At 40.5% G+C, this 25,934-nt stretch carries 23 protein-coding genes and 1 riboswitch; of the genes, 12 read left to right on the plus strand and 11 right to left on the minus strand.

What is annotated here, in order from left to right; translation table 11 throughout:
- Positions 1-2: 2 nt before the first annotated feature.
- The 5 genes from BMW86_RS24765 to BMW86_RS24785 form a co-directional block, all read right to left on the minus strand.
- Positions 3-2,261 (minus strand): TonB-dependent receptor, encoded by a 2,259-nt coding sequence (locus BMW86_RS24765; RefSeq protein ID WP_089785045.1) that lies wholly within the window; start codon positions 2,259-2,261, stop codon positions 3-5.
- 16 nt (positions 2,262-2,277) lie between these two features.
- Positions 2,278-2,601, minus strand: a complete 324-nt coding sequence (locus BMW86_RS24770; protein ID WP_089785047.1) for a (2Fe-2S) ferredoxin domain-containing protein — start codon at positions 2,599-2,601, stop codon at positions 2,278-2,280.
- Between the two features lie 128 nt (positions 2,602-2,729).
- Positions 2,730-2,926, minus strand: a riboswitch (cobalamin riboswitch).
- 2 nt (positions 2,927-2,928) lie between these two features.
- On the minus strand, positions 2,929-3,837 hold the full coding sequence (cbiB, locus tag BMW86_RS24775) for an adenosylcobinamide-phosphate synthase CbiB (RefSeq protein WP_089785049.1): 909 nt from the start codon (positions 3,835-3,837) through the stop codon (positions 2,929-2,931).
- Positions 3,822-4,838 (minus strand): pyridoxal phosphate-dependent aminotransferase, encoded by a 1,017-nt coding sequence (locus BMW86_RS24780; protein ID WP_089785051.1) that lies wholly within the window; start codon positions 4,836-4,838, stop codon positions 3,822-3,824. The genes cbiB and BMW86_RS24780 overlap by 16 nt, the downstream gene beginning before the upstream one ends.
- A 4-nt stretch (positions 4,839-4,842) precedes the next feature.
- Complete coding sequence (locus BMW86_RS24785; RefSeq protein WP_177189379.1) at positions 4,843-6,291, minus strand: cobyric acid synthase; 1,449 nt, start codon at positions 6,289-6,291, stop codon at positions 4,843-4,845.
- Between the two features lie 271 nt (positions 6,292-6,562).
- On the opposite strand from BMW86_RS24785, the gene BMW86_RS24790 reads away from it, so the two are divergent.
- Positions 6,563-7,873 (plus strand): cobyrinate a,c-diamide synthase, encoded by a 1,311-nt coding sequence (locus BMW86_RS24790; RefSeq protein ID WP_089785055.1) that lies wholly within the window; start codon positions 6,563-6,565, stop codon positions 7,871-7,873.
- On the opposite strand, the gene BMW86_RS24795 is transcribed toward BMW86_RS24790, so the two are convergent.
- On the minus strand, positions 7,816-8,451 hold the full coding sequence (locus tag BMW86_RS24795) for a hypothetical protein (protein ID WP_089785057.1): 636 nt from the start codon (positions 8,449-8,451) through the stop codon (positions 7,816-7,818). The genes BMW86_RS24790 and BMW86_RS24795 overlap by 58 nt on opposite strands.
- Positions 8,452-8,463: 12 nt before the next feature.
- Positions 8,464-10,707, minus strand: coding sequence for a GAF domain-containing protein (locus BMW86_RS24800; RefSeq protein WP_089785059.1), 2,244 nt, complete (start codon positions 10,705-10,707; stop codon positions 8,464-8,466).
- Positions 10,708-11,077: 370 nt separating this feature from the next.
- On the opposite strand from BMW86_RS24800, the gene BMW86_RS24805 reads away from it, so the two are divergent.
- From BMW86_RS24805 to BMW86_RS24830, 6 genes are all read left to right on the plus strand, one after another.
- Positions 11,078-11,869: an SDR family NAD(P)-dependent oxidoreductase gene (locus tag BMW86_RS24805; protein WP_177189380.1), complete on the plus strand. Its 792-nt coding sequence runs from the start codon at positions 11,078-11,080 to the stop codon at positions 11,867-11,869.
- A gap of 17 nt (positions 11,870-11,886) precedes the next feature.
- Complete coding sequence (locus tag BMW86_RS24810) at positions 11,887-12,807, plus strand: helix-turn-helix domain-containing protein (protein ID WP_089785064.1); 921 nt, start codon at positions 11,887-11,889, stop codon at positions 12,805-12,807.
- Between the two features lie 164 nt (positions 12,808-12,971).
- Positions 12,972-13,853 (plus strand): SDR family oxidoreductase, encoded by an 882-nt coding sequence (locus BMW86_RS24815; RefSeq protein ID WP_089785066.1) that lies wholly within the window; start codon positions 12,972-12,974, stop codon positions 13,851-13,853.
- Entirely contained in the window at positions 13,850-14,800 is a 951-nt protein-coding gene (locus BMW86_RS24820; RefSeq protein ID WP_089785068.1) for a Rossmann-fold NAD(P)-binding domain-containing protein, read from the plus strand. Before BMW86_RS24815 ends, BMW86_RS24820 begins: the two co-directional genes overlap by 4 nt.
- 6 nt (positions 14,801-14,806) lie before the next feature.
- On the plus strand, positions 14,807-15,274 hold the full coding sequence (locus BMW86_RS24825) for a DoxX family protein (protein WP_218149212.1): 468 nt from the start codon (positions 14,807-14,809) through the stop codon (positions 15,272-15,274).
- Positions 15,275-15,363: 89 nt separating this feature from the next.
- The gene (locus tag BMW86_RS24830) at positions 15,364-15,750 is read left to right on the plus strand and encodes a DUF2147 domain-containing protein (RefSeq protein WP_255373015.1); all 387 of its coding nucleotides are present in this window, start codon (positions 15,364-15,366) and stop codon (positions 15,748-15,750) included.
- A 482-nt stretch (positions 15,751-16,232) separates the two neighbouring features.
- On the opposite strand, the gene BMW86_RS24835 is transcribed toward BMW86_RS24830, so the two are convergent.
- Positions 16,233-18,449 carry a toxin-antitoxin system YwqK family antitoxin gene (locus BMW86_RS24835; protein WP_089785074.1) on the minus strand — a complete coding sequence of 739 codons (2,217 nt, stop codon included), beginning with the start codon at positions 18,447-18,449 and terminating at the stop codon, positions 16,233-16,235.
- A 644-nt stretch (positions 18,450-19,093) separates the two neighbouring features.
- Between BMW86_RS24835 and BMW86_RS24840 the strand changes: the two genes are divergently transcribed.
- From BMW86_RS24840 to BMW86_RS24860, 5 genes are all read left to right on the plus strand, one after another.
- Positions 19,094-19,672 (plus strand): Crp/Fnr family transcriptional regulator, encoded by a 579-nt coding sequence (locus BMW86_RS24840; RefSeq protein ID WP_089785075.1) that lies wholly within the window; start codon positions 19,094-19,096, stop codon positions 19,670-19,672.
- Positions 19,673-19,842: 170 nt separating this feature from the next.
- A complete protein-coding gene (locus BMW86_RS24845; protein ID WP_089785078.1) occupies positions 19,843-20,787 on the plus strand; it encodes an NAD(P)-dependent alcohol dehydrogenase in 945 nt (314 codons plus the stop codon).
- A gap of 386 nt (positions 20,788-21,173) precedes the next feature.
- Positions 21,174-21,941, plus strand: a complete 768-nt coding sequence (locus tag BMW86_RS24850; protein WP_089785082.1) for an SDR family oxidoreductase — start codon at positions 21,174-21,176, stop codon at positions 21,939-21,941.
- Between the two features lie 151 nt (positions 21,942-22,092).
- A complete protein-coding gene (locus BMW86_RS24855; protein WP_089785084.1) occupies positions 22,093-22,671 on the plus strand; it encodes a Crp/Fnr family transcriptional regulator in 579 nt (192 codons plus the stop codon).
- A 112-nt stretch (positions 22,672-22,783) separates the two neighbouring features.
- Entirely contained in the window at positions 22,784-23,311 is a 528-nt protein-coding gene (locus BMW86_RS24860) for a nuclear transport factor 2 family protein (protein WP_143056686.1), read from the plus strand.
- 267 nt (positions 23,312-23,578) lie between these two features.
- Here the strand turns inward: BMW86_RS24860 and BMW86_RS24865 are convergent, their stop codons facing one another.
- From BMW86_RS24865 to BMW86_RS24875, 3 genes are all read right to left on the minus strand, one after another.
- A complete protein-coding gene (locus BMW86_RS24865; protein ID WP_089785088.1) occupies positions 23,579-24,316 on the minus strand; it encodes an SDR family oxidoreductase in 738 nt (245 codons plus the stop codon).
- 65 nt (positions 24,317-24,381) lie between these two features.
- A complete protein-coding gene (locus BMW86_RS24870) occupies positions 24,382-25,254 on the minus strand; it encodes a helix-turn-helix domain-containing protein (RefSeq protein WP_089785090.1) in 873 nt (290 codons plus the stop codon).
- A 146-nt stretch (positions 25,255-25,400) separates the two neighbouring features.
- Positions 25,401-25,796 (minus strand): DUF1801 domain-containing protein, encoded by a 396-nt coding sequence (locus BMW86_RS24875; RefSeq protein WP_255372998.1) that lies wholly within the window; start codon positions 25,794-25,796, stop codon positions 25,401-25,403.
- Positions 25,797-25,934 lie beyond the last annotated feature (138 nt).

Consider the following 25,934-nt stretch of genomic DNA (forward strand, 5'->3'; position numbering starts at 1 on the left):
TTTTAAAAAAAGACACTCAGTGTTGCTTTCAGATAAAATGGTGTACCCGGTGTATTGTGAAAATCAAAAACAGGAGCAGGCTCTCCTTTCAAACGAGACTCATCATAAAATTGTGCTTCTGCCCACTGCGCATTAAACAGGTTCTCAGCAGATACCCCCAGCTCATACCTGGCCCTGGTATATTTCAGCACTGCATCTGTGATAAAATAACTCCTGGACTTTACCGAACCATCCTCTGTAGCAGGACGCTCTCCCATATAACGGTAACGCAAACTCGCACTTACACCCTGGCTTAATTTAGCTGTAAGCCCACCGGTAGAATTCCATGTAGGCTGCAATGGTAACAGGTTCTCACCCTTAGGAGCATTCACCAAAGTCCCATGCGCATAATTCAGGTTCACATCTGCCCATAAAAAAGAACTCAGCTGATAACGCACAGACGCATCAAAACCGATCTTCTTCACCTTGCCAATATCTTCAAAACTACCATCATCCGCTACAAACACATATTCCGAACCTTCCTGTAACCACCAGGCGGTTAAACTCACCAGTACACGGCGTCCTATTTTAAAGTTAGTCCCCAGATCAGTGCCATAAGCACTTGGCACAGGATTAGCATTCGCTTCCTTACTCACCACCGCCTGCACAAAATTGGAATGGAATCCTGAGCCCACCTTCGCAAACAAGGTTACATTCGTAGAGATATCATAATACAGGTCAAGCTTTGGATTAAAGCGGTTTACCCATTTATAACCGGAATTTTCCGGGTGCAACTTATCCTGGTAATTAAAATTAAATACATCATTCCGCAGGCCCAGCGTTACATTCCATTTAGGATGAAAATGCCAGTTCTCATTGATATAAAAACTAAAATCACTGATCTGCGCATTGCCAACATCATCCACACTCAATAACTGACGGGCCTTTACATGATCCCTTCCTCTGTGCAACAGATCTGTTCTGGTAGTGATACCCGCCTCAGAACTTAAATTACCATCTGTTCTGTTATACGCACCTTTATATCCAAACAAATCCCTGTTCTCCCATTGCCTGATCTCATCACCATTAATGGTATCATTCATGAAAAAAGTAAAGTTGGAGAAGAGGTTGAAGATATTCTTTGTATAATACAATTGATTCTTAAAAGTACTGTTATCGCTAAACGTAGTAATAGTTTTCAGGTTGATATTAGTTCTGGAAGTATTTCCACCTTCTGAAGGATCAACCGATCCCAGTCTGTCCAGCTTACCGGCTTCCACTGCACGTAAAGGCAGTTGTCCGGACGCATCCCAGGTACTGTTAAAAGTTGAAGCCGTAAACATCAGGTCTGTACTCTTACTGATATGCGCATTATATTTGGCAAAAATATTCAGCCGTTTATAATGCAGCTTATTAATGAAATAACCATCATTATGCATATAGTCTGCCGCTATATAAGCATTATCATTCCACTTCTTTACAAGATGATTTTTATCCAGTAAATTCAGCATCAGCAGCGCACGCTGACTGTTAAACATGCCATATTCCACTTTCGCTACATTATTATCCAGTTTATAAAGAGAACTGAATAACGCAGCGCCGCTCACAGAAAAATCTCCTAATCTGGCATCATAAGGCCCTTTAAAGAAACTGGCTTTACCTACTATTTCAGGGATCATAAAATGCATATCTGCATATCCCTGTCCATGTGCATGCGTAGGCATATTCACAGGAATATCATCAAAGAAAATGGCGAAGTCTGTACCATGATCATTATCCGTTCCCCGTACAAATATCTGTTCTGCTTTTCCTCCGCCGGCATGCTGTGCAATGAACAACCCTGGCACTGTACGTAATAAATCCTGTGCAGATTTTACCGGTTGTAACTGCATCGCAAGCAGGTCCATCTTATTCTCTCCCTGACGGGTAGTAGAAGCAGATACCGTGATTTCAGAAAGATTGAGTAAATCCGCTTTCAGAGAGACATTCAATCGTGCTGTCTCCTTATCTTTTACCGTTATTTTTTTAGTTGTTTTGATATAACCTGTATAAGAAAATATAAGGGTATATTCTCCCGACTGTAAATGTGTAAATGTATATTGTCCGTTTTCATCGCTCATCATACGTTTATTCACTTCGGGAATAAATATGCTGATACCTGGAATGCTATGCTGATCGATATGATCGTTTACAGTACCTGTAATGGTTGATGTTTGTGCTTTGGCCTCTATACCGCATATGAATGCTGTAAATAAGAGTACCTTATTTAGATTTTTATTCACGTTGTAGGGGAGGGGTTTAGCTATTAATTATTTCCGGAAAGATTACATTCTCTTCTATCAGTACATGTCCAATCAGATGTTTCACTACAATCTCGCGGGTTATCTCGGGATTAACACCGCCATACCATACTCCCTCGGGATGAATAAACATAATCGGGCCTTTATCACATTGCCCCATACATTTGGTGCGCACTGTGTGTACCGCATCATTCAGTTCATACTCCGTAAGATGTTTTCTTAATTCTGCTGTGTTGTCGTCTGGTCCTGATTTGTTTGTGCAGGTGCCGCCGTTGCAGATAAATACAATTTTCTGCACTTTGGTCAGATCTTTAATCGCCATACCTTTTTACAAATTGTTTTAATACAGTTAATTACCCGTTAACGATTAAACAAAACTTTGGGAAATAAGGTGGCAGGACAAACATTATGCATCATGTTTGTATCACCCTTGCTTTCTTCCCGAAGCGTTGGATAAACTTGGTTTGTGGCAGGTCTTCTGACTTGTTCCGCTTTTAACGCCTTCCCATTCAGTAAAGAACAGTGGCAGAGAGAAATGTTAAAAGCAATGATAGAACTTACAGCAGCGGGAACTGTCCTGGATTCTCACCAGGTTCCCTTTTAATTTTATCTCAATAGAGATAAAAACCAAAAACGCACGTAAAAGTAGTTAAATTTTGATAAACAGCCTGAGAAGAATAATAACGATGACCATCAGGAAGGTAACTGCATGATTGATATACATCACCTTTATGAGTTCCTTTTCAAAGATAAACCGGGGATGATCCCCTATATAAGGCTTCTCTACCACCACACCATCATAGGTATTAGGCCCGCCAAAGCGGCAATGGAGAATGCCTGCCAGGGCTGCTTCGGGGTAACCGGAATTCGGACTGGCATGCTGATGCCCATACTTAAATATATACAATAGCCCCCGTTTACTACCTGTTACCAGCACCATCAGCAGGGCCGTTAAACGGGCGGGAATATAATTAGCCACATCATCTAATCGGGCCGCAAAACGCCCAAACAGGCGATACCTTTCTTTTTTATACCCTATCATGGAATCCAGGGTATTGATCATTTTATAGGTCATCATAGCGGGTACACCGCCAATAGCATAATAAAACAGGGGCGCAATCACCCCATCACTCAGGTTCTCGGATAACGTCTCAAATACGGCTGTTCTTATCTGGTTCCCGTCTAATCGACTGGTATCCCTGCCTACTATCCAGGATAAGCGTTTACGGCCAGCTTCCAGGCCATTAGTATCCAATTCCCTGAACACTTCCCTGCCTTCCTGTAAAAGGCTGCTATTGGCTAATCCGTAAAAGACAAAGAGACCTCCTATCCAGGGTACATACAACAGCAAAACAAAAAACACAGCATATACCCCCCCACAAAGGAATACACTAAACAACATCCCCTTCACAAACCTATATTCCCCTTTATTCAACCACCGTTCTCCCTTATCTATCATTGTACCGAATAAACGGATAGGATGGGGGAGCCAGCGGGGATCTCCCAGCAGCAGGTCTAACACATACCCTATAATTAAAGCGATCAGCTTTTGGTCCATGCTGCTATTCCTTTTACAAGTAATGCATTCTTCTCCGGAGATTGTGTTGCTACCCTGAAATGCTTAGCTGTTAACGTTCTGAAGTTAGATGCATCGCGTATCAATACACCATACTCATTCAATAAAAATGATTTCAGTTCAGCAGCTGTACCCTTATCTGTCTTACACAAAAAGAAATTAGTCTGTGAATCGAAGACCGTTACATACTGTTTGAGTTCATTCATCAGGGAAGCAGTATCTGCCAGTAATTTATCCACCGGTAAAGTTAATTCCCTGGCATGTTCAATAATATACAGTCCTGCTTCAATAGCTAAAGCATTCACGGACCAGGGCATTTTATAATCCTGTATATGCTGAATAATTCCCGCATTACCTAACAGGTAACCCAGTCGCAAACCCGGTATGGAGTAGGTTTTAGTAAGAGATTTTACGATGATTAAATTCTTACAGTCAGATAACATCTGCACCATAGAGCGGCCACTTTTAGTAAAGTCGGCATATGCTTCATCCAGTACAAAAATAGTATTAGTATGTTTATTGATCCACTCCCATAACTTAGGAGGAGATACGATATTACCAGTAGGATTATTAGGATTACCTAAAAAAACAAGCGTGGTATCAACAGCAATAAAATTCGGATAGTACTCCCATTCTTTAAACTGCACATCCATATCATTTGCTACACAGGCATCTTCATACTCTGCAAAGGCAGGAGTAATAATCGTAGCAGAAGAATTCCGGTAAGCATGTGCAATTAAATAAAAGGCTTCTGTTGCGCCATTGGTTACCAGCACCTGTTCTGGTATCACGTTATGCCACGCTGCCAGCGCCTTTTGCAGGCGTTGTGCATTCACTTCCGGGTAGTTATTCAGCTTATACAGGCTGTCAGACAAATGTTTTCTTAATCCATCTGCCAGTCCTTCGTAAAACACATTAGAACTAAAGTCGGCCCTGATCTCTTTACCGAATAAATACCCGTCATCTCCATGCCCGTTTAACATACTCCTATTTTAATTGACTGTAAATATAAGTAAGATCAAGATGCTCCCGAAGATGGGCTGCCAGCTTATCATACTGTTCATTCTTAAAAGTATTGTAGTCAAAAGGGATAGCAGCAGCTTCCGTTTTTAACAGGTCATTGATCACCACTTCATTATCTAAAATACCATGAATATACGTTCCCCAGCAGTTATCATCTAACCAGAAGCCATCTCCGCTACCCGTTGATAACTGGTTCAATGGATGCGTACTCGTAGTAATGCCCATATGGATCTCATATCCTTCACAAACACCTTTATCCTTATAAGTAAACGTACACTGAGCCGTTACTTTATCTGCCGTCAATACTGTCTGTACAGGTAATAATCCTAACCCTGGCATCATTTCTATATTACCTTCTACATGAAAAGGATCTTCCACGCTTTGTCCCATCATCTGGTATCCGCCACAGATACCTATTACAGTCTTCCCATTCTTATGTGCATGTACAATCGCTTTCGCTACACCATTGTTCTTGATATCTACCAGATCCGCAATTGTATTCTTACTACCCGGAATAATGATAATATCTGCCTGTTCTATTTCCGCCGGATTATTGCTGTAAAACAGGTGTACACGTTCATCCTTTTCCAGTACATTAAAATCTGTAAAGTTGGATAACCTGTTTAATAACACAACAGCTACATTCAATTTGCCTGTAGACGCAGTGGTATGTTTTTGCTCTAATCCTACAGAGTCTTCTTCCTCAATATGTATATCTTTTCTGAAAGGAACAACGCCCACAACGGGTATCCCGCAAAGCTCTTCAATAGTCTTTTTTCCACTTTCAAACAAACGGGCATCTCCCCGGAATTTATTAATGATAATACCTTTGATCAGTTTTTTTTCTTCTGGTGTTAACAGGGCTATCGTGCCGTATACACTGGCAAATACGCCACCTCTGTCAATATCCGCTACTAAAAACACAGTGGCATCCGCATGTAATGCCATCCGCATATTAGTGATATCCCTGTGTTTCAGATTTAATTCAGATATACTACCAGCCCCTTCCAGCACAATAGGATTATACAAAGCAGATAACCTGTCATATGCCGCTTTCGCCTCTTTAAACAGCTCCTCTTTGTTATTCCCCATGAAATAATCATAAGCCGACTGGTTCCCGATCGGTTTACCCAGCAATACCACCTGCGAGCTTTTCTCTGAAGTAGGCTTCAGCAGCACCGGATTCATATCCGTAGTACAGGCAATACCACAGGCTTCTGCCTGCACCGCCTGTGCCCGGCCTATTTCCAGTCCATCCGGAGTAGCATAACTGTTCAGCGACATATTCTGTGCCTTAAAAGGAGCGGGGTGATAACCATCCTGTTTGAATATGCGGCAAAACCCGGTATTGATAATACTTTTGCCAACATCCGAAGCCGTGCCAACAAACATAATGGGCTTTAATCTTTGCATCTGGTCAAAAAAATTAATCTTGCAAATGTACTATCTTTGTCCGAATGAAATCCAATGTCATTTTATTAAGCATAGTGTTTGTAGCAAAACATAATAGGCTCCGTTAGGAGCCCCGTGTTTGTAGCAAACACATTAAACAACAAAACACAGACTCCGTAGGAGTCCCCTAAACCCCGAATATTAGGGGACTCCTACGGAGTCAATTAAAGAGAATATCGATGTTTACTACAAACACGCAGCTCCTAACGGAGCTTAACTAAACGGCATTAGAATGAAATCTCGGTTTTTAATTGCGGCTCCATCCAGTAACTCCGGTAAAACAACCCTTACACTGGGTTTATTAAGGTTATTACATAACCGGGGATTACAGGTGCAACCCTTCAAATGCGGCCCTGATTACATTGATACAAAACACCACACAGCCGCCGCAGTAGCTCAAAGTATCAACCTGGATACATTCATGATGAGCCACGATCACGTACAATCTTTATTTCATAAATACAATGCAGATATCTCTATAGTTGAAGGCGTAATGGGTCTCTTCGACGGGGCAGACAGAATGAAAGGCAGCAGTGCTGAAATAGCCATCTTATTAGACCTGCCTGTTATCCTGGTCATCAACGCCAAAGCGATGGCCTACTCTGTAGCGCCTTTATTATATGGCTTCAAACATTTCAACCCTGCGGTGAACATCGCTGGCGTTATCTTCAATTGTGTGAATACCGCCAGTCATTATCAGTTTTTAAAAGAAGCTTGTGAAGATATAGGAGTAGAGCCATTAGGATATGTACCTGTCAATGAAAATATCAAAATTCCTTCCCGTCATTTAGGATTAAATATTTCTGAGGAATATAATTACGATAACATCGCAGATCATATCAGTAAAACAATAAATGTAGATAGATTACTGGAGATCACTGGAACTACCACTATCACACCACCAACAACAACAAACAGACCTCAACCAGGTCCCCTAAAAATAGCTATCGCCAAAGACGAAGCCTTCAACTTCACCTACTACGAAAACATAGAAATATTAAAACAACTCGGTGAAGTCACCTTCTTCAGCCCCATACACGATACCACACTGCCCGAAGCAGACTTACTTTACCTGGCTGGTGGTTACCCCGAACTATATTTAGAAGTTTTATCGGGTAATACGCAAATGCGGGAAAAGATCTTAAACTATTGTAATGATGGTGGTCGGGTAATAGCAGAATGTGGAGGAATGATGTATCTGGGGGAATCTATTACGGATAGAGAAGGGATCAGTTATCCAATGGCGGGATTCCTGGATATTACAACCTCAATGGAGCAGGCTAAATTAACCCTGGGTTATAGAACGGTTACTATCAACAATAATATATTAAAAGGGCATGAATTTCATTATTCCACTTATAAAGAACACCATGATCTTGTAAAAACAGGAACCGTACAAAACGCAAAAGGGATCAACGTAAACACCCCCATCTACCAGCAAAAAAACGTAACAGCCAGTTACATACATTTCTACTGGGGAGAGCATCAGTCAAATAATGCATTAGACGCATTCCTGTCTACTCTGAACGCATCATCTAAATAATACACCACGGTTTCAGGAGCTTTACTACCCGGTAACACCTCTCTCAAAGGCAACACCGTCTTGGGATATTCATCAATAAACTCCAGCTTATCATCCGCGGGCAGATCAAAGGAATTCATCAGCCGCTTAAACCTTTCCAGTTCTATCCCCCAATACCGGATATATTTACTCTCACTTACATTTAACTCTACCAGCAAATCCTTTTGATGAAACAACAGGCCAAACTCCAACAGGCAATCCTGTGTTAATTCGGTTTCATATCTCGACAACTCCCTTAATACAAACTCTTTCTTTAAAGACATTGTAGTGACGCTCTCATCCTCAAACAACCCGTACACACAGCTAACATTAGCAGGAAGTGTCTCCGCTAATTCAAGGAACAACTCCCACAAACTACTGTTATCAATATTGATTGTCGCCTGAAAGCGGTAAGGCAATCGCGGGTTATCATTCATGACCAGCTTATAACCTTCTCTGATATTAGCTCTCCTTCTTTTCATCAGGATCTCATCCAAATCCGGACGGTAATCCAATTCCTGGTCTGTAGGTATCCTTACTGTAAGCGGCAGTTCTAACATATACTAAAGATACTATGAATGATGCAGAATCTTTGTCCGCAATATTTTCAATCCTGAAACACCTTGCAGGTCCTCCACATCAAACTGCTCTACGACCCCATCCAGCAGCCTTTCGCCCTGCAACACTTTAATATACCTGCCATACTCCTGAGCTTCCACATCATTAGAATATACTATCGTCAGTTTCCCCGGTTGGGTAATGCGCTCAGTACTGCCCTTAATATGTGCTTTATCTATCCTCTTCTTCACAATCTCAAACCGTGCATTATAACTCCCATCCACATCAAACCGTTTCTCATCCATTCTGAACCGTATATCAATATGCGACTGATATACCAGCACCAGCGTTGTCACTTCTAACGGATAAGGCAATACGGGACGTAAATGATAATGCGCCTGTTCCATCTCACAAATCACCCTTAACTGCCACATGCGCAACGCATACAGCTTCTTCATATTAAAATCCGCCGAAGGTGCAATAGCTGCTCCCACATATAAATTGTGTTCTACACCATCCGTCTTAAATCTTTCAAAGTAATGCTGAAAAGTCTCCTGAGCCTCAATCTGCCGTTCATCAATAATCGTAGCCAGTTCTTCATTGATCATCGAAATAGTCGTCTCATACTTTGTGCGGTAAACATGAAAATCAGTATTGAAGTATTCATAGATCACCTGTACCATAGACTCATTCGTTACCTGTCTGATCCTGGGATGCACCTTTCTGTTCAGGAAATTATTGATATACTGTTCCGTGCTTGCCTGCAGAGGCAAAGCCAGTTCTGCCAGGTATTTATTCAGCTGTAACTCCATATCATAAGACGCTTCCACCAGTTGTTGCGCATTCACCTGTACGAATATGGCCAGCAATGCTTTTAACTGTTTCTTCAGGTCCTTTTGTATACTGGTATTCCGTGCCTCGGAGGAACCTTTGATGTCCACCTGTCCATACAGGGGATATACACCCGGAAACACAATTTCCTGTAGTTTATAATCCAGGCCTAACTGCTTATTATAAATAAACCTTTCTGCTTCTTCCTTAAACTTCCAGTACACACTGGCATGAATGGTCGTATATTTATCCTGTATCAGCGCCTGTACATGATTCTGTAATTCAGCGCTTAATCGTTCAATAGTATCCGTTAGGAACGGTATTAATACTTCCAGTTTATTCGCATTAATACTATTCAGCTCTTTCGGCCTGAAAGACACCACTTCCAGCACTCCAAACAGTACATCATTCTTCTCTATGGGCGCCAGTATAAAACTCCTGATACCCTGTGATAACATATTCGCTGACAACCCACTTGCAGACAACGCCGTATCTGCCACGGCGAAGTAACTCCTTTCCTGTATCACACTGCAATACGACTGATTGCACATCAGTTCTGAAGCCTCGCCTCCACCACCTTTCAGAATAAAACTACTCAGCTGCTGTCCGAAAGGATCAGGTCCAAATGCCCCGTCTTTAAAAGCGGTAAACCCTATCTGTACATCGGGGATCTGGTATATAGAACGAAAGATAGACTCAACACTTTCCCTGAAACCATCCGCATTAATCCCCAGTAATTTCTCTTTCAAAATAGACACTGCATTTTCAGTTGTAGCATCAAACAGTGTCATAATCGCGAAGCCGCGTAGCAACCAGCTATCCAGAGGGAACTTCTCTTTCCACAAAGCCGTATCATCAAAGTTATTGATCAGCTGGTCAATATCTGCTTCGGTTAAAGGAATGAATTTCTCCGTAGGAATGATATCCAGGAAATCTGCATTATACAATATCCTATAGTGCTTGGTAATCCCTGAAGCAGTAGGGATATCATAAAACAGGGGATTACTGAAATTCAGGTGAGTCCCATAATATTCATTCAGGATAATACAGCAGCTCATCACATAATGCTGATGGTCAGTCATCCCCCTGATATTAATCTCAAAATCATCCCCCGCTGCCTCTAATATCTTCTTAAACCGTTCCGAGTGATTAAATATAATAGTAGTAAGAGGTACACTCACTGCCTTGATTTCATTCGCGCTAAGGAGAGGAGGGAAGTAATCCCTCAGCAGCTGACTAATCAGCGCTGCCTGCTCATTCAATAACGCAACATCCTCTATCCCTGTCCTCAACTCAGGGAACCTGGCTACCTCTTCCAGCAGAGCCTGGGCATGTACATCTCCTTTTTCAGCTAACTGCTCAAAAGCACGGATCGGTTCCTCAAAACTGAGCTGTAACTGAAAAGGCGTATCCCAGAGTAGATGCATAGTATTTATTTACTTGCCCCAAATTTATCAAATTTAAATTCAATAGGAGGAAGTTATAAATTGTATATATTATGGGTATAACTCAACTTGTTATTTCGAAAGGTACGATCAGGAAAAGGCTTTGATAAAAATCAGAGCTTTTTTAATGCCCCATTACATGTACATACTCAGAAATGAATAATCAACAAGTATTATTGTGGTCAAACAGATAATCATTGAACATAGATTATTTCGCCAAAACCGAAAAGAAGTATTTAGTATTTACAATAACCGACAATTTTCCGCCTTTTGGATACAACGAGACGCCTTTTGGATAACTCAAACTTGAATCTAACTCCGACTTTTGTATTGTAATTAAAATACAGAAATCTTGAAAACAACACTCATAACAGGAGCATCAGGCGGTATCGGAGAAGTTTTTGCACGTACGCTGGCAGCAGAAAAACATAATCTTTTCCTGGTGGCTCGCTCAGAAAATAAGCTGAAACAACTTTGCGATGAACTTTCCCGGAAGCATAATATAAAAGCAAATTATATTACTGCTGATCTGACAAAGTATGGATCGGACGAATTGATTTACAATCAGTCGGTAAAACTCGGCTTGGAGATTAACATGTTAATCAACAATGCGGGCATTGGCTCACTTGGCGACTTTGCCGACCTAAGCTTAATAAGTGAACTCGACCTTATGACGTTGAACATGCAAGCCTTAGTAGCCTTAACCCACCGGTTCATTCCTCTAATGAGACAGCGTAAGAGCGGGGCAATTATCAATGTTGGTTCTGGTGCTGGTTTTCAGCCAGTTCCTTACATGGCAACTTATGCCGCGTCAAAGGCATTTGTCGGCTCTTTTAGTGAGGCGATTGCTGAGGAAAACAGGCCGTTTAACATTAAGGTCGTGCTTATGGCTCCTGGTATAACAGATACGAACTTCTTTTCGGCAGCAAGCATTCGATCGCACCAGATGAAATTTTTCGGAAGTGGCGGGAAATTAGATACACCGGAAGAAGTTGTTCAAACGGCACTGGAAGGATTAAAGAAAGGTCAGACGATAGTTGTCGCTAAAAGAAACAGAACTCTGTCCAGGATAATTAACTTTATTCCAAATTCAGTGTTAACTAAACAGATAGCGAAAGGTTACCGCGCAACACTTAAGAATTAACGCATTAAATTAAAAACATGGAAGAGTCGAAACAACCTTTGATCAGGATTAATTCTATCACTGAGATGTGTAAGGGCTTCGGCTTTTCCAAGCCCACCCATCCACTGATAAGCGTTATTCGCTTTGAAGATCTACCGCAGCGTTTTGTCGAAACTGATAATCGCTACTCAATGGGATTTTACACAATAATGCTAAAGGAAGACTGCAAAACGAAAATAAAATACGGTCAAACAAATTATGATTTTGATGAAGGCGTTATGTTATTCATGGCGCCTGGTCAGGTGGTGTCGGCAGGCGAAGGTGGTGAAATACCTGAGCAAGGTTGGATGTTGATCTTTCACCCGGATTTGATTCTTGGATATCCGCTTGGTGAAAAGATCTCAGAATACGGTTTCTTTTACTATGAGTTCAATGAAGCGCTCATTCTTTCTGAAATAGAAAAGGAAACAATTGAGAGCATCCTGGAAAAAATATATCATGAGTCTCGATTGCCAATTGATGCTTCAAGTCAGGACATACTTATTTCGCAGGTAGAACTTCTGCTGAATTATTGTAACAGATATTATAAGCGTCAATTCATAGTAAGGAAGCCGGACAGTAGCAAGGTGGTGACAAGATTGGAAACTGTTTTAAAGCAATACTTCAATAGCTCAGCGCTTGCAGAGAAAGGAATGCCAACAGTCAGCTCACTGGCAGAGCAATTCCACATGTCACCTAAATATTTCAGCGACATGTTGAAAATGTTAACAGGCGAAACTGCGCAACAGCATATTCATAATAAAGTGATCGAAAAAGCGAAGCTTCTGCTGACGACCACTGAACTTTCCGTAAGCGAAATCTCCTTTCAGCTTGGTTTTGAATACGCACAATCTTTCAACAAGCTATTTAAGAATAAAACAAATTGCTCCCCATTAGAGTACAGACGCTCCTTTAACTAGTTAATGGAAAATAATGGAGCGGGTATTGGAAGTGAATCCTCGGTGGTAAGTTTCAACATCATTTTATTGGCCATGCTGCATTTGTTGCCTGGGGGAAAGAAACAGAAAGCCCTTATTCAACCTAAAATATTCTAAACCATTAAAATTATAACAAATTAATCAACATGATACTCATTACAGGAGCCAACGGGCATTTTGGAAAAGCAACCATTGAATCGCTTTTGAAAAAAGGTATTGATAAAAATAAACTTGTAGGGATGGTAAGGAGCACCGAAAAAGGTAAAGATTTAGTGGAACAGGGTGTAGCTATCAGGATTGGCGACTATAATAACTACGCATCTTTACAGGAAGCATTTAAAGGGGCGCACAAATTACTGCTCGTGTCAGGTACTGAATTAGAGCACCGCAGTAAACAACAGGTAGATGCAGTAAAAGCAGCAAAAGAAGCCGGCGTAATACACATTCTTTATACAAGTGCTAAACGCAGGCCTGACATTAGTAACTCACCCATACAATTGGTACTTAACTCTCATATTGATACCGAAAATGCAATTAAAGAAAGCGGCATGGCTTATACCCTGTTAAGGAGTAATCTGTATATGGATTTGCTGCCCTGGTTTTTAGGCGAAAAGGTTCTGGAGAACGGAATATTCTTTCCTGCAGGTGATGGGAAGGTTGGCTTTACCCTTCGAACTGATATGGCAGAGGCTGCTGCAAATATTTTAATGGGAAATGGACATGAAAACAAAACGTACAACATCTCAAATCCGCAATCTATTTCATTTGGAGAAATTGCAAAGTTGTTAAGCGAAATATCGGGTAAAACAATAAACTATCATAGTTCAGACTCAAAAACATACATTGATACGTTAACCGGTGCAGGTGTACCACAAGCTTATGCATTGATGCTTGCCGGCTTTGCCGAAGCCGCCAAACAAGGTGAATTCGTATCAGGCGAAACAGACTTGATGAAACTGTTAGGCAGGGAACCTGTTGCGGTGAAGCAATTCCTTGCAAATGTATATTCAAAATTCACACAATCATGAACAGTAATAATCTTCTCAAATCACATGTAGTTATTGGTGCAAGTGCTGTTGGTATTGCCACGGCGGAATTGTTAGCAGAACGCGGAGAGCAGGTAATTCTTGTAACAAGAAGTGGCTCCGGGCCAGATCATCCCTATATTAAGCGGGTTGCCGCAGACGCCACCAATGCAGATGAATTAACTCAAATTGCCCAGGGAAGCTCTGCGATATATAACTGCGCAAGTCCACCCTACAATAGCTGGCCGAAAGATTGGCCACCCCTGGGTGCGGCATTGCTGATCGTAGCAGAGCGAACCTGCGCGGTTCTGGCTACTTATAGCAATCTGTATGGTTATGGTCCTGTAAAAGGTTTGATGTCGGAAAATACACCTCTTATTGCTACACATCCGAAGCTTCGTGTTCGAGCCGATATATGGAGCGATACGTTGGCTCTTCACAAAGCCGGACGAATACGAGCGACAGAAATACGTTCCAGTGACCACTTTCAGCCAAATTCAATGTTTTCGTTGGCGCTATGTAAACCCTTAATGGAAGGCAAGTCCGTTATGTCGCCAATACCTCTTGATGTTCCGCGTAGTTGGACTTCGGTGAACGATGCAGCTAAATTGTTGGTAACCGTGGCCGAGGATTCCCGTGCCTGGGGCAGGCCCTGGCATGTTCCCACCAATGCGCCAATATCCGCACGAGAACTTATCCTTCGCTTTGCTGAAGTGAACGGATTAAAGCGTCCTAAATTATCAGTGATTCCTTATCCAATATTATGGGCTGCCGGTGTGTTTGTCGCCATGCTTCGTGAGTTGCGAACAACACGCTATCAGTTCGATTCTCCGTTCCTCATTGATTCCAGTGCAGCAACTGCAACATTTGGTCTTAAACCAGAACCAATTGATGAGGCACTTCGTGATACCGCGCATCTTCTAAAAAACCGAATTTTAAATAAACCTTAATACTTAATGTCTGATATTAAAAAAGAAAAAGTAACCCACCAATTAAATAGTATGTCAACCTCAACTGTATCAAATCAAAGATCCTCCAAAGGTCTTAACGTTGCTTTATGGATAGTACAAGTCATTCTTGCTGCCGCTTTTGGAATAGCGGGTTTAATGAAATCTACTTCACCGATACCAGACCTTGCAGCGCAACTGGTTTGGCCTGGTGACATCCCAGTGGCACTCGTAAGAATTATTGGGGTTTCCGAGCTCCTGGCTGCGATCGGGTTATTACTTCCATCGATACTACGCATTCGACCTTCGCTTACAGTTTGGGCTGCCCTGGGTTTAGTAGTGGTAATGGCACTCGCTCTTATTTTTCACATTTCACGAGGAGAAATGCAAGCACTACCAATCAATTTGGTCTTTGGATTATTGGCAGGCTTTGTAGCGTGGGGAAGATCCCAAAAAGTCATCATTCTTCCTAAGTAGTTATGCCTTAAAAAATAAAATTTCAAATTATGAAAAAAATTGTTTTATTATTGAATTTCCTGTTCATTATTGCAAACGTGTTTGCATAAATTACTCCTGAAGCCAACAAGGTATTTGGTGTATGGCTTAATGAAGATAAGGATGCCAAAATGGAAATTTTCAAATCAGGCAATAAGTATTTTGGCAGACTACTTTGGGGCAGCGGGATATACGAAAAAGACGGTAAGACTCCCCTGAAGGATACTAAAAATCCAGATCCTAAATTGCGAACAAGAACACGGTTAAACATGGTGTTTATGTCAGACCTTTCTTATGATGACGGAGAATATACCGGCGGAAAATTATACGATGCACGGAGTGGGCGAACTTATAGCGCAAAATTGAAATTAAAAAGTGTCAATACCCTTGAAATGCGTGGATATTTTGGACTTTCTTTGCTTGGACAAACCGTAAAATGGACAAGAGTAACAGAATAGGAGATTTACCTTTTTTAAACAGCTTCTCAGAATGACGAAATGAATACAAGTCTGTACTAATCGCAGATTATTCACATCACTTATCTTGTGTTTGTCATCTCTTTACCATTCCGTTAACGTTTAATCTTCCTTTTTGGGTTATTGGCACTCAGCATAGATATGCAGCTAAAGTTTATCGATTCCAGTATGCAATGCAATGGCTTGAAGCGTTTATGAATCACTCAATGCTTAACGTCGGGCAACATTTCTGACTTCCATTTTATGATTTAAGATATGCGTAATCCGTTGAATATCCAATAAATCATTTATTAGTAGGTTAGAAATCTGTCCAGTCGTCCCGACAAAAAAAAGCTTTGAAATTCTTGATCAATAAGATTTTCAGGGCTTTTTTAATTTGCAACACTTCTACTCTCCGCTTACAGGATGAAGGTTAAAAAGTCAAGATAGAAAGGTTCTGACAAAAATCAGGACCTTTTTTTATGTTATTTCGCTAGATTTTTAAGTTTTGATGCATCGTGTGGGATATTATACTGGTCAAATATCTCCTTTCTGTTTACAAAACCGGGATCTTTCTCTACCTCGTCTGCAGCTACCAGCAATGCTTTCTTTCTCATTGGAGTGATATCTTTGAGGGCTGTTTTCTTTTTAAATAAGACTGCAAATATCAATTCAAAATAGGTGAGTCTTTTTAGTATATCAACATCAGGCAGTGTGTTTATCAGCGGTTCAATATGCTGTTCAAGCATATCCGGATTGGCTCTGAATAACATCTTTAAAGTGTATAACTGAATATCACTATCATTTGTATATGGTTGCATTTTGCCAAATTCGTCCTGGAGGCTGGAATGATCGGCTAATACGCTGAGCAATTCTTTCAGCCATTCATCCTGTGCTTTTTTACCAGCTGCTGCTACCAGGTATGCTGCCATGACATAACGGAGGAATACATTTGCCTCCGTATCGAAAGAAGGAGACAGGGTAGCGATGAGTTTAGTGCTTTGCTTTTTAAGCATATAGGAATAACACAGGGAGAATAGGGCGTATCCTCGTTTAACGAGGGGATAGGTGGTATTTTGCCATTCCTGTATGAAGAATTGTTCATTGTTGCCGGCGTGTACCAGGATGTATTTTGCCTTATCGTTATCAACGGCCAATTGTTTCAGGGTGGGTAAGGCAGATTTTAGTCCCTTTGTCAGTTCTGTGTATAGATCCTCCTCCGAATTAATATAATAGAGATTGAATACATCGTACAAGAAATCAAGCAGACGCAATTGAACCACTGGCAGGTGCTTATAAAACGGCAGCATGCGGCCGAGTATGCCAGCTACTATGTAAGTGGCTTCATAAACACTTTCCTGGTGCTCAATCTGAGTCCAGATCTTAGCTGCACTATCTTTAGCTATTGCTTCATCTTCGGCCAGCATACCATAAATAGCAAGGGGAAGTTCTGATGCATCGTCATATGGGGTGTCAATGGTTTCCCAATCTACTTTCTCCAATTCAACTCTTAATGGTGCTATTTCAACCTGTGAGTTCAGCTGTTGTTTGTTAAGATATTTCTGATATCGTATTTCAAAGTTTTCTTTTACAGCATCCCAGTCTGTCTTTGTGGTTTTGTCGTTGTAATCTTTTATGTCTGGCATGAACACATCTGCCCGTTTCAGCCAGAGGTCAACGTCATTATTTGATACGGCAATCTGTTTTGCTATCTTACCGCCAGTCTCATACAGATTCCATACACCTGTACCTTTGCCCTGCGAGGTAAAGTCAATGAATACAGTACCATCTGCCAGGTAGTATTTTGCATCCATTACAGCGTTTTCTATTTCGCCGGTGTTGATACCTTCACACACCAGCTGACTATTATAGTACCTGCATATGTGCGTATCAGATACTTTTTCTTCGCGTGCGGAGTAGCGTAGTTTTCCATCTCTATTGAAGTAACTGTACGACTGGTCTTTTTTGTCTTTCCGGTGGAAGATCTGACGTTCCATCACTACAGGATCAAGGTCTTTATAATAGTAAGTACCCGTGTAGTTGAAGTGCTCGTCATATACCTGCGAATTATCTAACAGGCCATTTTTATAATGATATTTTTCCAGGTCTGTGCCCTTTTTATTATGTATTCTTCTGAGCACGAGTTTGCCATCTTTGTCCCACTCGGTATATTCACCAACATAATTGCGGACACGACAATCTAAGATACCCATTGCCCAGTTGGCAGGTGAATGATTATCTTTTACAAAATGAGCACGTGCAGGCACATTGGCAGGACGTACTGCTGGTGCCAGTTCGCCAGTTCTGCTGACCAGGTTTCCCTTTCTGTCGAAATATAATTCACTATCATAAATGAGTTCATCGATGAAATTATATTCAACGATCCAGACTTTTGGTGATAGACCTGTAGGGAATCGCTCAATGGTAGAGTTATCACTTTTGATATGACGTAGGATTCCAAGAAATTTAGAGCCGCCGTACCAGTCGCCTTCTTCCGCCAGTGTGCCATCGGGGTGAAAGCGTTGGTAGTGGAAGGGCAGGGTTGTGTCACTATAATCCACTGTTACCCTTAAATAGCCGGTTTCGTGCCATGTTTTCCAAAGGCCAATTTTGTGTCCCACTTCATTTGTATTGCCAAGCTGCCATTCTTTATTCGTTGCTACATACACGGCTTCTTCGGGAACTTGTTGAGGTCTTTCCATTTTAGGTCTGGGATTTGAAATTATATTGTTTTGTAATTATCAGGTTCATAGTGCTGGCAAATATAAAAGATGTCTTATACACTTGTGTAAAACACACTACTACAAATGATATACATGTATTAAGATCAATGTATTCAATCCCTTACAGACCATCTACAGCCTGAGGTGTTTCCTTGCCCGTTGTATACCCTCATCGAGGAACCTCAGTGCCTCTGGTCCGAGGTTTAGTCCTGTCTGCCCGACTAGACTGGGGAAGGTGGTTAAAATGCCACCTTCCCCATTTTCTTTTCCACCTGAAACCCGATGGATACTAATGGCAGTTACACTCTGCCAAAGAAGGCAAATTTAGGGGTGAAAATAGCTTCATGCATGATGTTGATGTGGTGATAGAAGTACAGGAAAAAGGAAAGACTGTCCAGATGGGCAGGTTCAACCAGGGAGGGCTAAGTCAGTTTTCTTATAAAAATCAGCTAAAATTACTAATTTGGTACTTTTCAATGTGTTCAAATTTAAACTTCTGAATTAGAATTGCTTATAACTACCCATTAGATAAAAATGGCTTTAAAAATATGAATGTTATAGCTGATATTCCAATTAAGTAAGGGAAAGCTCCAAAATATAAATTTTTATAAACCTTGATTAAAATGGACACTGATATACTTTATACTCATATCTGCTCTTATGTCCAAATATCCAGAGATGAGTTTGAACTCTTTTTTAAGCTGTTTAAACCGGTTTATTTAAAAAAGGGCGAGTTCCATTACATAGCTGGTAAAGTTCCTAAGTATTGGTCGTTTACCTTAAAAGGCTGCTTGCGCGAATATTGGATCGATACCGGGGGCAATGAGAAAATTTTCCAATTTTATGAGGAAAATACATGGGTTGGCCAGGTCGAAAGTATGATTAAGCAAAAGCCGACGGACATGAATCTGCAGGCACTTGAGGATTGCGAGTTATTGTGTATAACAGGCGATGATATGTGTAACGCTGCAAAGACACCCTGGATTCAGCACTTCACAATTCAAAAGAGTTTTTCTGATAATGCCGCTATAATAGAAAATTCCAACCGAATTAAATCGGCATCACCTGAAGAGCTGTATTTGGAAATTCTTAAGGAAAGACCATCCTTATTGCTGCGTGTTCCACAGCATTACATTGCAAACTTTCTTGGCATCCGGAAAGAAACACTAAGCAGGGTTAGAAAAAGAATTGCCCACCTATGATTTGTTGATCCAAGTCAACGATATTCAATTCCCGTTCCGGTAATTTTACAGCGAAAAGCGATCACCTCAATGTTATCGACGTTCCTGCACTTTATAAGTGCGGCCTTATAGATCATTGAGTGACTCACCATCTTTTCGATTAGTAAATTTTTAAGAAAAACATTAAATCTGTGAAAAAAATAGTCTATGATCAATACGGCAGTGTCGACGTTTTACATTCCGTAGAGGTAAATAAGCCAATTCCCGATAAGCAACAAATTTTGATTAAAGTAAAGGCAGTTTCTATTAATCCCATTGACTGGAAGATATTAATGGGTGAGGTCAAACTGATATCAGGCAAGAAATTCCCCAAATCTGTTGGCTGCGACTTCTCCGGAACAATAGAAAGCATAGGCCCGGACATCCAAAAATTTAAAGTGGGGGATGACGTGTTTGGCGTAATAAATCCTTTTAAAGAAGGTGCCCTTGGAGAATACATCCTGGTGAATGAAAAAGAAATTGCTAAAAAGCCTGCGGATCTGTCATTTGAGCAGGCTGCTGCAATACCAACGGTCGGTCAATCAGCTTTACAGATGCTCACTAAAAACATTAATAATATCAAAGGGAAGGAAATTTTGATAAATGGTGCATCCGCAGGAGTAGGTATGTTTGCTATACAGATTGCTAAAAGCCTGGGAGCGATTGTAACGGCTGTTTCAAGCGCAAAAGGACACCCCTTGTTAAAGAAATGGGGTAGTGATTATGTGATTGATTACAACAAAGAAGATGTGACGAAATTAAAGAAGCAATTTGATGTTATCATTGAACTCTCTGCAAAATTATCTTTCAGGCAAGCTAAAAAATTGATGAAGCCTGAATCAATTTATTTTACCGTAACCCCTTCGCTATGGAATTTTGTGCATTCATTTTCAAATAATATTGTATCTGGAAAGAAATATAAAGTTCTTCTAATGAAATCAGATACAGAAAGTTTAAATCGATTGGCAAAAGATACATTAAAAGGTTTTGATATCCACATTAGTAAGACCTATCCCATGTCAGATTATAAGGAAGCTTATAAAACTATAATCAAAGAGGGTGCTTTAGGTAAAGTCGTTTTTAGTATCCCATCTTAAAATGTTCGTTTAGCTGTTAAAAATTATTAAATATTTTTTGACATACTCAGGCCTTATGAAACAAAGTCATAAGGCCTTTTTATTGGGTCAAACATGAGCTAACTTAAAGCCAGGCTTATAAGCAACCTCGCTTACCGATTTGCTGATATCGGCATAAACAAAACGGAGAAAGGTGTTGCGGTTCCTTTTCCTGTTTTGTAATCTGTTAGTCAATGTCCCGCCGTTTGCAATATTCCCATATCTTGCAAAAATCTTCATTGAAAGAGGCGATATCTTAATTTGAGGTACTCTGTTTATTGACATTTGTCACAATCCTTTTTTGACAAATGTCTTTTTTGCCCAACAGTCAAAACCTCAACTTTGCATCATACTAAATACCTGAAAAATTGAAATTAGAAAACAAAGTAGCCGTAGTTACCGGAGGTAATAGCGGTATAGGGTTTGGCATTGCAGAAGCATTGAAAATTGAAGGTGCCGTTGGCGTGATTACCGGCAGAAATCAGGCAACGCTGGATAGTTCAGCCAAAGCACTGGGTGAGGGATTTATCGGGGTTAAAGGAGATGTGACCAACTTGAGTGACCTGGAAAATATATTCAGGGTAACAGGGCTTAAATTCGGTAAGATCGATATCCTCGTTGTAAATGCAGGTGGGATCGTTGACGGCGTACCGATGGCTGGCATTGATGATGTGACGGAGGAAAGCTATGATCTGTATATGGATCTGAATCTTAAAAGCACCTATTTCACTGTTAAGAAAGCTTTGCCATATCTCAACGATGGAGCATCCATCATCCTGATCGGTTCAAGCGCCGCACATCGTGCGGCACCCGGCATGACCATTTATAGTGCTGCGAAAGCAGCAGTTATTTCCCTTGCCAAAGGTCTATCGCTTGACCTTTTGTCAAGAAAGATTAGAGTGAATACGCTATCCCCGGGTTCTATTGACACGCCTGTATTTGGAAAGATTGTGCCTGAAGAACAAGTCGATGCTGTCAAAAAAATTTGGATAGATATTACGCCGGTAGGACGGCAGGGAGTGCCTGCTGACATAGGAAGAGCGGCTGCATTTCTCGCATCTGACGATTCTGCTTTTATCGTTGGTACAGAGATACTGTCTGACGGCGGCCTGACCAATTTAAGTTTAATGAAGTAGTACTCCAGCGGGCGGCAGTGATCTGCCGCCTTTTTTATAGCTGGTATCTGGTTAAAGCCAAAACTATTTGTAGGTCATTTTATTACCATGTTAAACCGGCGAAATGGACAGTTTGAAGACTTTTGAATAGATTTGCTAAAAGCTGTCTAACATGTTTGAATTTTTCGCCCAATACCTGGTTGAAAAGGGGGAGCTCACTCAAATCGAACTGGAATTGATCAGGCAAGCCGCAGTGTCAAAAAAAGTTCGAAAGAATCACTATCTGCTTGAAGAAGGGAAAGTTAGTAATTTTATTGGCTTTGTTGCAAATGGATGTTTCCGTTTATTCCGCAAAGGAGAAGATGGGCAGGAATATACCATGAAATTTGCTATAGAAAATTGGTGGATATCTGATTTTACCAGTTTCATGTCCGGCGAGCCCAGTAACTGTTATATCGAAGCGCTTGAAAACAGTGAGTTAATCTGGTTTTCCAGGGAAATATGGGATCATCTTCTTGCTACTATTCCCAACTTCAAACGTATGATCGATAGCCTGACCGCCAAAAACTTTGAAGCAAATCAGAACAGGATTTTCAGCAATATTAGCGAACCGGCAGAAGTTAGGTATGATAATTTTGTGAACAAATATCCAACGCTTTATAATCGAATTCCCTTGTATATGATTGCCTCATTTTTGGGCATCACAAGGGAGACGCTCAGTCGTATTAGAAAACAGGCGGCAAAAAAATAACGCTGAAAGCTCACAATCCCTTTATTGATAATTGTCACATTCCATTTTTACCAAATGTCATTTATCATTGGAAATGTACGGTCTAATTTTGACTTAAACATAAACGTTCAAAATGAAAAAATTAATTTTGATGTCAGGATTAGCCACAATGGTTATGGCTTCTTTCAATGAGAATGCAAAAGGGATCAACAACTTGAGTAATGCTATTGCCAACACAGGTGTATCAGTGGTTGTTCAGGACTCAACAGCGCTAAAGGTCGTCAATGCATTCTTTGACAAATTCAAATCTGGTGCATCCCCTGAAGAACTGGCAAAATCTTTTGACGAGAAGGCAGAAATGTTCATTCCCGGCGATATGAAGAACGTACCTTGGATTGGTAAAAGGATAGGACGTGCAGCGATCACCGACCATTTCAAACTGCTAAGAGAAAACATCAAGCCGGAAAAGCTGGAGTTCACAGATATATTAAGCAAAGGTAATAGAGTAGTAATCCTGGGGTATCTTGAATCCCGCATGAAGAAAAATAACAAAGTAATGAAGTCGGAGTTCAGTATTGATATCGTTGTCGAAAACGGCCTGCTCACTCGCTATCATTTGCTGGAAGACTCTTTTGAGGTTTCTGGAAAAGCCAAACTTTGATGATTGATACTAAATTGGCTGTATCTTTTCATGTCTAAGGATTGGCAATTGCTCAACTGATAATATTATCAGTTGAGCAATTGAATAAGCGCATAAATGAATCGGTTAAACATTGTCCATCCGCCCCGACATAAAAAGGAACCATTCAAATGATTGGATTTGAAGGGTTTTTTAATTAGAATAATCTTAATCCATCCGGGGTAAAAAAGCCAATTTGTAAATACCCTGTTAGCGGCTCGTTGTTTCAGTTCTTATGATTAATCTTCGTTACCAGGGTATTTCTCCTGTTTCAGGATTATTTTCCTCACTAAAAAATTTTCCTGTCGGGCCATCATTGTCAATCAGAGCATATTTTACTATCCGTTTTCCGGCATCTTTAACAGTTCCGGGCCCACGATGTCCATTGAAATCTGTTTTTGTATATCCCGGGCAAACGGCATTTATTTTGAAGTTGGTATTTTTTAATTCGTATGCCAAAACAACAGTGTACATATTCAAGGCTGATTTTGAAGAAAGATATATAGCGCCTTTGTAGTCGTAGTATTTATATGTTGGGTCGCTGTGCAGGGTAATTGAACCTTGACTTGAACTTACATTTACAATACGAGGTTCTGACGACTTTTTCAATAAATCAACAAATGCCTGTGTAACCCGCACCACGCCGTAAACATTTACATCATAGGTTGCTTTAAACTGGTCAATAGTTGAGTCAAGTGCCGTTTGTGGGTAACCACCAAAAATACCCGCATTATTAATAAGTATGTCTAACACTTTTGTTTTTTTACCTATTTCTTTACGGGCTTTAATTACTGATTCGTCATTTGTAATGTCAAGCTGAATAGCTTCTACATTGTTTAATCCCTTCGCTTTTAATTTATCAATGGCCTCAATGCCATTTTCTAAATTACGACTCCCGAGGTAAACATAAATTCCTTTTTGAGCAAGTTGCTGTGCAACTTCAAAGCCAATGCTTTTGTTAGCTCCTGTTACTAATGCAAATTTCATTTCTTGTGTGAATTTTATGAGGCAAAAGTAGAGGGCTAAAAAATAGCGGAGATGGACAATTCATTTTATTTCCCCGACAAATCTTGCTTGGGCAAAAATTCACTTACACTTTTTCCTGTGCTTTTTTTAAAGAGCCTTGAAAAATAATCAGGGTCATTAAAGCCCAATTCATAGGCCAATTCTTTGACAGAAGTATTGGAATAACGCAATTTTCTCTGAGCTTCCGTTATCAAACGGTTAATAAAATAATCTTTTGGCGATGTTCCGGAATATTCTTTTACAATCCGGTATAAACTGTTTGTAGATAAAGCTAATTTTTCTGCAATTGCGTTGATAGAAGGTTGTTCTGTAAGGGATGTTTCCACGACTAATTTGAACTCGATAAACTTTGAAAGGTTAGTGTTTAAAATATTGACGGGTTCTGTGTTTTTGAAATAAGCGCTGTTTAATTCTGATAGCAATAAGTTCAGATAAGCTAATATTATTTCAGTGTCGGTCTCATATTTATCTAAGTGAAGTATCTGATTTAAAATTCCAAAAACCTTTATTACTCTTTCTTTTGCAGCACTGTCAAGAACTATGGTTTGTGCGTTTAAAGGGTTGATCAAAAAAGGAAATTGTTGTGGCAACAATGCCAATGTATTTTCATCAAACAGCAGCTTGAAATATTTAAGATCGTCTGTTTTAGCGGGTGGCGTAAGAATTTGATTTGGCATTGCAAAAAGCAAGTGCCCGTCAGTAAGCGTAATGTCTTGTAAGTCTAAATTGTATGTAATTGAACCGCTTTCAATTAATACAATAAAATAAGAAGATATTCTGCGAGGTTGCAGCAATTTTTCTTGAATATCAACTGAAAGATAAGGATTGTCATTTGAGCGAATCTTTATTCCCAGCTCATCATTCTGTAAGCCCTCATATTTCCCTTTTTGTTCTTGCATATTATTTGCTTAAAAGTTTGTAGGGTGTCGCCATACGACAATATACAGATTTATCCGTCAAGAGCGTCACGCCACCTCTTTTGCGACATCAGGAGGCTACTTAATTATTGTTCATGATAACTTGAGCCTTTGGGTCATTTATTTTCCTACTTTAACTTCTGCAGTACGCCCTTCCTCTTCACAATATTTTTGTAATCCCATTGGATCTCCTTCCCCTTTTCCAGCCAACGTTGAAGATCGTTGATATCTATATCGGCCACATCGGCGTAGCGTATTTCGGCCGCTTTGAACTTACCCTCTTTCTGCAATCCCGGTTCGTCAAAGGACTGCCCGCTCCAGAACATCAGGTTCATCCCATTCTTTCGCGGACTATAACCTACAATGGGATTGCCATCCAGGAACCAAACGGGATGACGGTGCCATACTTTTTTCTCTGCTTCGGGCAGATGCCTGCAAATTTCCTGGTACAAAAAGGTCGCTATTTTATGCTCAACAGGAGAAAGCGAGTCATGATAAGCTTTGATTTCCGGTGTGATTTCCATAATAAATGATTTGACAGGGTAAAAATACATTACCCTCGCCTTTGTTGTGAGGGGTAATCATGACATTGAAGAGTGGTATTTGCGACAAATCAATTGGGATGCTGCATCAGATACATCAATATTAATTAAATCACCATC

It is taken from the genome of Chitinophaga sp. YR573 (genome assembly GCF_900110995.1).
In the GTDB taxonomy this organism is placed as follows: Bacteria; Bacteroidota; Bacteroidia; order Chitinophagales; family Chitinophagaceae; genus Chitinophaga.

Excerpts from the sequence above, each read along its gene's own strand:
- BMW86_RS24770 (WP_089785047.1), bottom strand. The coding sequence starts at position 2,601 with ATGGCGATTAAAGATCTGACCAAAGTGCAGAAAATTGTATTTATCTGC.
- BMW86_RS24780 (WP_089785051.1), bottom strand. The coding sequence starts at position 4,838 with ATGTTAAACGGGCATGGAGATGACGGGTATTTATTCGGTAAAGAGATC.
- cbiB (WP_089785049.1), bottom strand. The coding sequence starts at position 3,837 with ATGGACCAAAAGCTGATCGCTTTAATTATAGGGTATGTGTTAGACCTG.
- BMW86_RS24865 (WP_089785088.1), bottom strand. The coding sequence starts at position 24,316 with ATGAAATTTGCATTAGTAACAGGAGCTAACAAAAGCATTGGCTTTGAA.
- BMW86_RS24790 (WP_089785055.1), top strand. The coding sequence starts at position 6,563 with ATGAAATCTCGGTTTTTAATTGCGGCTCCATCCAGTAACTCCGGTAAA.
- BMW86_RS24855 (WP_089785084.1), top strand. The coding sequence starts at position 22,093 with ATGTTTGAATTTTTCGCCCAATACCTGGTTGAAAAGGGGGAGCTCACT.
- BMW86_RS24870 (WP_089785090.1), bottom strand. The coding sequence starts at position 25,254 with ATGCAAGAACAAAAAGGGAAATATGAGGGCTTACAGAATGATGAGCTG.
- BMW86_RS24825 (WP_218149212.1), top strand. The coding sequence starts at position 14,807 with ATGTCTGATATTAAAAAAGAAAAAGTAACCCACCAATTAAATAGTATG.
- BMW86_RS24815 (WP_089785066.1), top strand. The coding sequence starts at position 12,972 with ATGATACTCATTACAGGAGCCAACGGGCATTTTGGAAAAGCAACCATT.
- BMW86_RS24800 (WP_089785059.1), bottom strand. The coding sequence starts at position 10,707 with ATGCATCTACTCTGGGATACGCCTTTTCAGTTACAGCTCAGTTTTGAG.
- BMW86_RS24835 (WP_089785074.1), bottom strand. The coding sequence starts at position 18,449 with ATGGAAAGACCTCAACAAGTTCCCGAAGAAGCCGTGTATGTAGCAACG.
- BMW86_RS24860 (WP_143056686.1), top strand. The coding sequence starts at position 22,784 with ATGAAAAAATTAATTTTGATGTCAGGATTAGCCACAATGGTTATGGCT.
- BMW86_RS24810 (WP_089785064.1), top strand. The coding sequence starts at position 11,887 with ATGGAAGAGTCGAAACAACCTTTGATCAGGATTAATTCTATCACTGAG.
- BMW86_RS24820 (WP_089785068.1), top strand. The coding sequence starts at position 13,850 with ATGAACAGTAATAATCTTCTCAAATCACATGTAGTTATTGGTGCAAGT.
- BMW86_RS24840 (WP_089785075.1), top strand. The coding sequence starts at position 19,094 with ATGGACACTGATATACTTTATACTCATATCTGCTCTTATGTCCAAATA.
- BMW86_RS24795 (WP_089785057.1), bottom strand. The coding sequence starts at position 8,451 with ATGTTAGAACTGCCGCTTACAGTAAGGATACCTACAGACCAGGAATTG.
- BMW86_RS24785 (WP_177189379.1), bottom strand. The coding sequence starts at position 6,291 with ATGCAAAGATTAAAGCCCATTATGTTTGTTGGCACGGCTTCGGATGTT.
- BMW86_RS24875 (WP_255372998.1), bottom strand. The coding sequence starts at position 25,796 with ATGGAAATCACACCGGAAATCAAAGCTTATCATGACTCGCTTTCTCCT.